8 protein-coding genes and 1 pseudogene are annotated in these 6491 nt (G+C 67.5%); 4 read left to right on the top strand and 5 right to left on the bottom strand.

Features of this window, described 5'->3' with window-relative positions:
- Window positions 1-475, bottom strand: a pseudogene (locus tag ABZ192_RS42475) (IS6 family transposase); the annotation flags it as partial.
- A gap of 317 nt (window positions 476-792) precedes the next feature.
- Between ABZ192_RS42475 and ABZ192_RS42470 the strand changes: the two are divergent.
- Both ABZ192_RS42470 and ABZ192_RS42465 read left to right on the top strand, forming a co-directional pair.
- Window positions 793-1215, top strand: coding sequence for a CBS domain-containing protein (locus tag ABZ192_RS42470; RefSeq protein ID WP_356929813.1), 423 nt, complete (start codon window positions 793-795; stop codon window positions 1213-1215).
- Between the two features lie 1386 nt (window positions 1216-2601).
- Entirely contained in the window at window positions 2602-2805 is a 204-nt protein-coding gene (locus tag ABZ192_RS42465; protein WP_356929812.1) for a cold-shock protein, read from the top strand.
- 128 nt (window positions 2806-2933) lie between these two features.
- Here the strand turns inward: ABZ192_RS42465 and ABZ192_RS42460 are convergent, their stop codons facing one another.
- Both ABZ192_RS42460 and ABZ192_RS42455 read right to left on the bottom strand, forming a co-directional pair.
- Window positions 2934-3188, bottom strand: coding sequence for a hypothetical protein (locus tag ABZ192_RS42460; RefSeq protein ID WP_356929811.1), 255 nt, complete (start codon window positions 3186-3188; stop codon window positions 2934-2936).
- Between the two features lie 32 nt (window positions 3189-3220).
- The gene (locus tag ABZ192_RS42455) at window positions 3221-3457 is read right to left on the bottom strand and encodes a hypothetical protein (protein WP_356929810.1); all 237 of its coding nucleotides are present in this window, start codon (window positions 3455-3457) and stop codon (window positions 3221-3223) included.
- Window positions 3458-3502: 45 nt separating this feature from the next.
- Here ABZ192_RS42455 and ABZ192_RS42450 point away from each other — a divergent pair, with 45 nt between their 5' ends.
- Both ABZ192_RS42450 and ABZ192_RS42445 read left to right on the top strand, forming a co-directional pair.
- Window positions 3503-3805, top strand: coding sequence for a hypothetical protein (locus tag ABZ192_RS42450; protein ID WP_356929809.1), 303 nt, complete (start codon window positions 3503-3505; stop codon window positions 3803-3805).
- 349 nt (window positions 3806-4154) lie between these two features.
- The gene (locus ABZ192_RS42445; protein ID WP_356929808.1) at window positions 4155-4460 is read left to right on the top strand and encodes a peptidase inhibitor family I36 protein; all 306 of its coding nucleotides are present in this window, start codon (window positions 4155-4157) and stop codon (window positions 4458-4460) included.
- 198 nt (window positions 4461-4658) lie between these two features.
- Here ABZ192_RS42445 and ABZ192_RS42440 read toward each other — a convergent pair whose 3' ends face one another.
- Together ABZ192_RS42440 and ABZ192_RS42435 are read right to left on the bottom strand one after the other, a co-directional pair.
- Window positions 4659-5135, bottom strand: coding sequence for a hypothetical protein (locus ABZ192_RS42440; RefSeq protein WP_356929807.1), 477 nt, complete (start codon window positions 5133-5135; stop codon window positions 4659-4661).
- Window positions 5136-6199: 1064 nt separating this feature from the next.
- On the bottom strand, window positions 6200-6491 hold a 292-nt coding region (locus ABZ192_RS42435; RefSeq protein ID WP_356929806.1), incomplete at its 5' end, for a hypothetical protein.

Here is a 6491-nt window from a genome sequence, read left to right as displayed (position 1 = left end):
GACTGGCGGTGCTCGACGGAGGGCACGACGTCGCGGTGGGCCGCGCCGTAGGAGCGGAGCTTGTCGGTGATGATCACCCGCGGCACCGCACCTGTATTCTTCAGCAGGCGGCGGAAGAATCGCCTGGCCGCGGCGGTGTCCCGCCGGTTCTGTACGAGGATGTCGAGCACCATCCCGCTCTGGTCGACGGCCCGCCACAGGTACTCCCGCTCACCGTTGATCTTGATGAAGACCTCGTCCAGATGCCACTTGTCCCCGGGCCGGGGCCAGCGGCGACGCAACTCGCGGGCGTAGACCGGGCGAACTTCACACACCAGCGGCGGACCGTCTCGTAAGAGACGACGACACAGCACTCGAGCATCAGCTCCTCGACCTCGCGGAAACTGAGCGGGAACCGGCGGTAAAGCCACACACAGCGGGAGATGACCTCAGCCGGGTAGCGGTGCCCCTGGTACGACGGCGACCTGCTCTCCACGGGCACCCCTCCAGCAGCATCAACCCGAAGATCATCCCACGTCATCAGCCAACGTGACAGCGCCCGCCAGCGCGGTGCTGTCCACTCTGGCCGACGCCGTCTCCGGCGGGAGCTGAACCAGATCCTCAGTCAGCTGCCGTCCGGCCGACTGACCTGTCGCCTTGGCCGCCTGGTCTGCGTGGTCTGGCCGCACGGCCATCGGGGGGCAAAGCGCCCGGACAGCGCGAGTCACGGGCCTGGGGCGGGTACGGCCATCGAGCCGGGCAGCGCTTACCGCGCGGCCGCTCCGGCCTAAACCCCTGACGTAAGGAGAACCGATGGCAGCACAGAAGGTCCGGGAGATCATGACGACCGCGCCGGTGGCGGGTGGACCGCAGACCACGGTCGTCGAAGTCGCCCGCCTGATGCGCGATGAAGACATCGGTGCGGTCCTGGTCGCCGAGAACGACGAACTGCGCGGACTGGTGACCGACCGGGACCTGGTAGTGCGCGTGATGGGCGCGGGCGGGAACATCGAGGACCGCAGCGTCGCCGACGCGTGCAGCAAGCAGCTGGTCAGCCTCTCCCCGGACGATGACATCAGCCGGGCGGTCCAGCTCATGCGCCAGCACGCCGTACGACGTCTGCCGGTAATCGAAGAGGGCCGGCCGGTCGGCGTCGTCTCCCTGGGGGATCTGGCGGTCGAACGCGACACCGACTCCGCCCTGGCCGACATCAGCGCCTCCGAACCCAACGAGTAACGAGGTCGTCTCGCCGGACCCGCGCGGCACGGCGTCAACCGGGCACACTGCGACCGGCAGCCCATTTGTGCGTTCGTGAATCAGCTTTGCCTGGGCAAGCTGGTCACGGAGACGGTATCGCTGCACCGTATGCCTCCGCGTGCGGGCCAGACTGTCACCCGGTCCGCCCCTGTACGGCCGGAGACCCGCAGACACGATGCCTCCCGTTCCAGCCTGCGGCGCTGCGGCAGCCAGCCCCGCAGCGGCGAGCCCCGCTTTCCGGGCCCCGTGCCCCGCTGCCGCAGCCCTGGTCCCTGGGAGCGAGGACCAGGGCACAGCTGCCCCGACCGGGCGAGCGACCCCAGTCAACATCAGGACCACCCCCGGATACTGCCTCCACCCAGACAGACGTCACCCGAACGGCCTACACACTCCCGCGTCGCGCGCGCGATGTTCCCTCATTCGGCCCAGCCTGGACCAGAATGCTTCTGCCGCGCGTGCCCATGATCACTGCGTCATCGGGAGGCGTCATGGCCGTGACAGCTCTGCTCCTGCCGGTGATGCTCCTGCTCATGCTGTTCGGGCTGGATGCCCTCGAGAACCTCCTGTTTCCCCCGCCATCAGCGTCCCCTCCGCAGGAACCACACCCAGAGGGAAAGACGGACCACCCCATTCACGAAGAGTGAGACAGCCGAGGTTCACCACCGTTGAGTTCGCGAACAGGTACTTCAGCGCGGCTTCTGTCGGCATGACACGAGGCAGCCGTGACCAGCATCAGGTAGTGGTCGCTGAGCCCGGTGACATGCGAGCACCGTGTCGCTGCGGCTCCTGCCTGGCCGGCGTTCGCGCCGGGGCAGCGCACCGGTCACGGTGACCGCCCTGTCATGGCAGGCGGCCCCTGTTCCTCCCCCTCGAAATCCAGGGGCCGCGCTTTCCGCCCGGTGAAGGATGAGGACATGGCCGCTGACCTGCACCGTGATGACGCCCTGCTGCTCGTCGATGGTCAGCAGATCGGGGTCCAGGTCGACTTGGGCTTGTTCCTGCCGGACACAGGCTCGTGGGGCGGCGTCCTGCGCCTTGCCGCAATGGGTGGCGGGCGCTGTGAAAAAACGCCGATGAGGTTCGCCTGCGCTTGCCGTCCGGGCACGAGCGCAGGATCCGTCCCCTTGCCGCCCCGGGCGACGAGACGTCTGTGCCCTTCATGGGGGAGGGAACGGCGCCGTTCTAGGGCAGGTGCCGGACGGAACATGAAACTGCTGGTCGCACGGCTCGTGCGCGGGGTACCCGCGACGCAGGCGTGGCACCGGGGCGTTTCTCCTTTCCAGCGCCCAGGTGCTCCGCGATGATCCAACCTACGGCCGCGTGGCACGGAGCCGCGCCGCCCGATCATTGACGAGGGAGACCAGCATGGCCACCGGCACGGTGAAGTGGTTCAACGCAGAAAAAGGCTTCGGCTTCATCGAGCAGGACGGCGGCGGCCCTGACGTGTTCGTCCACTACTCAGCCATTGCCGGCGGCGGCTACCGCGAACTGCAAGAGGGCCAGAAGGTCCGCTTCGACGTCACCCAGGGACAGAAGGGACCGCAGGCCGAGAACGTCACACCGGCCTGAGCGACGCCGCCCGCGGCAGAGGCGTCCTCCGGCAGACCGTCCCGGACCTGCAGGACAGGGCGCCTCCTCGCTATCGCGCGGGAGGAGGTGTCGGCGCGACGAGGAACCCCGGCGCGGACAGCTGAGCCCTACTCCTTCACGTCACCGATGGCGACGCGCAATTCGTGCATGCCCTCCAGGATCGCGATGACGGACGCCTCCGTGCTGTCCAGTGCCCGCCGGGTTCGCTCGGCTTCACCCTGTTCGAACACCCGGTGAGCGCTGAGCAGGCCGGCTGCCGCAACCACGGCCGCCGAGGACGCAGCCCGGCCTGCCGGAGCCTCCCCCTCTCCCTCCGCGCTCATGAGCTGCACCGCAGTGCGCTGCGACCGGTTGATCAGCACGCGCGTACCGAGCGCGGCAGGCCCTGTCTGCTCTATCCACCCATCAACGTGTCGGTGACGTCGTCGAGCTCTTCGTCTTCGTCCAGCCTGGTCGCAGCGGTGGTCTCCAGCTCCACCTTGGCCAGCAGGACACCGAGCAGCCGCAGACGGTCCTCCTCCTGCCGGCCCTGCGGCCACAGGTCCGGATCAAGTACGGGCTCCGCCCCCTGGGCGACCAGAGCCCGAAAGGTCTGATCGGCACTCGCAGGATGCTCGCTTCTGATGCTCACGCCCCGGCCGAGATCGACGTCTACCGCGGCAGGACCGCGGCTGACGTGGTGAAGGACTTGGCCAAGGTCGTCGCCGCATGCCCGAACTACACAGACTCCGACACCCACAGCACGGTGAAGGTCACCGGCGCCTCCACGACCGGGCTCGGGGACGGGGCCTACACCATCACGCTCACCGACAGCGCCTGGGAGAGCGGCACCACGCTGATCGCCACCCGTGTGGGAACAGCCGTCGTTATCGTGCTGTCCACGGACGGCAGCGACAACGGCGCCGCGAGTGCCAAAAAACTGACGCAGCAGATCGTGGCGTCGTTGAAGGCGCAGAGCAACAAGGCGAAGCAGGGCTGATCACCCTGCGCCGACAGTCGATTCGCCGCCCGCCGGGCCGCCGGACACGCTTCGGCGGCCCGGACGCGCCGCGGATCCGTCTCTGCATAACGGAGCGCCGTGTCGTGGGCACGCGAGCTCTCGGCTGCTGATCCTGCCCCCCATGACATCGGCAACCTGCCGCGACCGAGAGCAGCGCATCTGGCGCCGTGAGCTGCGCCGGTGTACGAGGGAAGTAGCGTGGCGGTCTTGCAGGCGGACACGCCCACGCCGGCGGACCAAAAGGCAACTCCGCTGCCGCAAAGCCATCCGAGCGGCGTCGGCCGCGTGGCCCCCGCTTCCCGCCTCCGCCTCCAGCACCCCCAGCGCGGTGAAGGCAGAAATCGACTGCCCCTCCGGCTACGTGTGCATCTACCCAGAGATCAACTTCGGCGGCCAGCCCTGGGTGAAGCGGGCCGTGGACGGCAGCGTGAAGGACCTCCCCACCGCGATCCGCGACCGCGGCAGCTCCATCCGCAACAACTCCGACCGCACCGCCCGCGTATACGAGAAACGCAACCACAGCGGCCGGCACGTGTGCATCACCCGCAGAAGCGGCTCCATCCACGACCTGCGCGGCTACAACCTCAACGACCAGACCTGCTCCTTGAAAATCAACCGCAACGACTGCGGCTGACCACCCCACCGTCCAGGCGCCCGATTCGGCCGCAGCAGTCAGCCCCGCCTGCAAGCATCACCGGGCGTGGGCGGATCAGCATGCGCGGTCGTGAAAGGCGGTCGCCTACGCGGCGAAACGCTCTGCAGGGCTCAGCCGAACGATCTTCCGGCTGGGGTCGCACACAGCCACGTGAAGAAGTCCCCGTTGGCCCTCCGGTCAGGTGTGGATGGCGAGCTTGAATTCGGCGAGCACGAGATTGCGGGCGGCGCTGTCGTTGTGAGAGACGAGCAGCGCGAGCGGCGTGCCGACGGCGGTGAACAGGCCGTGGCCCTTGGTGAAACACTGCATGCCGGGCGACGGCGGACGGTGGTCGGTGGCCGTCGAGTCATAGCCAGTAGACAGGTTCAGCGGATCGCGGACGAAGCGGTCCCGCAGCTCGGTGTAGGAGCCGTCCCCCCACTGGATCATGGCGTACAGCTGGCCCCAGCCCGCGGTGGAGGGCCAGATCAGGCCTGACCGGTCGTCCGTGGCCCAGTTGGTGACGGTGTAGCCGTCCGGCTGGGCGGCCTGGTGCATGCTGTGCGCGTCGTACGACTCGCCGGAGCCGAACGGGAAGCGGACGATGTGGTAGGCGCCGTTGGCGGGGATCGACTGCGGAGCGTCGGTTTTCAACGAGCAGACGTAGACGGTCACTTGGGCTCCTATGCCGTGGCTGTATGACGCGGGTTTGGGCTTCTGTTTAGCACGGGCCATCAACCCTGCAGCCCCGTTCAGCGTCCGTATCGAGGGCAACGGCGACACCCCGTTCTGAGACCGAAAGGACCGCAACCCCAGGTCTGCGAGTCTTCTCTTCCTCCTCATGACCGCGAACCGACGGCCGCGACCGACCCCGGATGATCGGGGGTTGCGGCTATGGAGGGTCGGACGGGCCCTCACCAGCACCTTCGTCGCCGCGGTCCTGGTGGCCGGGGGCGTCTTCTACGGCTTGGTGTACCTGCCGGTTCTTACCCGCACCCCGTGTAGCCGTGTGGGAGGCTGCATCAGATGTTCCGTGCCGGTCACGCAGTCGACACGCGCCTCCTGCTTGTGCTCAGCCTTGCCCGCGCGGTGTGAGGCCGGGCGGGCCGGCGGGCAAGCAGGCGCCTTCAGGCTGCGAAGCGCGGGACCAGCCGTGCGCGTGCATGCTCTCGGTCTCCCAGTTCTCGAACAACTTGGGCACGCCCGGGGTCACGGTGCCAGCGGATGAAGGCACTGCGGCGATCGCCTCTCCGCCAGACACAGCGGAGAAGGCCCGGGCTGTTCAGCCCAGGCCCAGCCATCTCCTACATTCATCAGCGGCGCCTGGCGCGCCGCCTCGGCCGGCGCTTCCGCTGTTGCTTCGCGACAGCCTTCACAGCCATCGGGGCAGGCGACTTGGTCTGCTGGAGACGCCTCAAGAAAGCCCGCCCGTGATCATGTTACGAGCTCTAAGGCATGGAAACGCAGACCGAGAGTGTCATGATCATGATAGATCCGCAGACGGTTCCGACAGCTTCGGTGAGCGACTTGAACATTTCCCAAAAATAAGAAGATGAAGTGCGCGTCGAGCCTATTGATCTTTCCGCGCGGCGTCGACTGTTATCTCTGGTGCTGGCTAGCTGTCAGGCATGTGAGCCAGGTTGGAGTTCAGCAACATGCCTGACGGTTATCCGAGGGTGTTCAGGCAAGTGGGCGATCTGCATGATCGGGTGATCTGTTTTTTGGGGGCCTGTGCTGGATCAGTCCAAGTCGTTCCAGGTCCACGGGGGTGCGGCACTCCCATCAGGCTCACGGCCGAATTGGAACTGCTCCCGGTGTCCTGCGTGGTTGATGAACAGAGCAAACCCTCCTGCCAGAGCAAACCGCTCGGCCAGCACGGTGACCTGCTTGTCCGCCCCGGCCTCCTGCAGCATGCCCAGCAGCCCGTCAACGGCGCTCGCGTCGTCGAGGGGGGTGTGTGCGGCGGCCCGCCCGGCCAGCACGGTGACCTGCTCGTGCGCCCCGGCCTTCCGAAGCGCGTTTAGCAGCCCG

It is taken from the genome of Streptomyces sp. NPDC006235 (assembly GCF_040613735.1).
In the GTDB taxonomy this organism is placed as follows: domain Bacteria; phylum Actinomycetota; class Actinomycetes; order Streptomycetales; family Streptomycetaceae; genus Streptomyces.
This window is presented reverse-complemented; position numbering and strand designations above follow the sequence as displayed.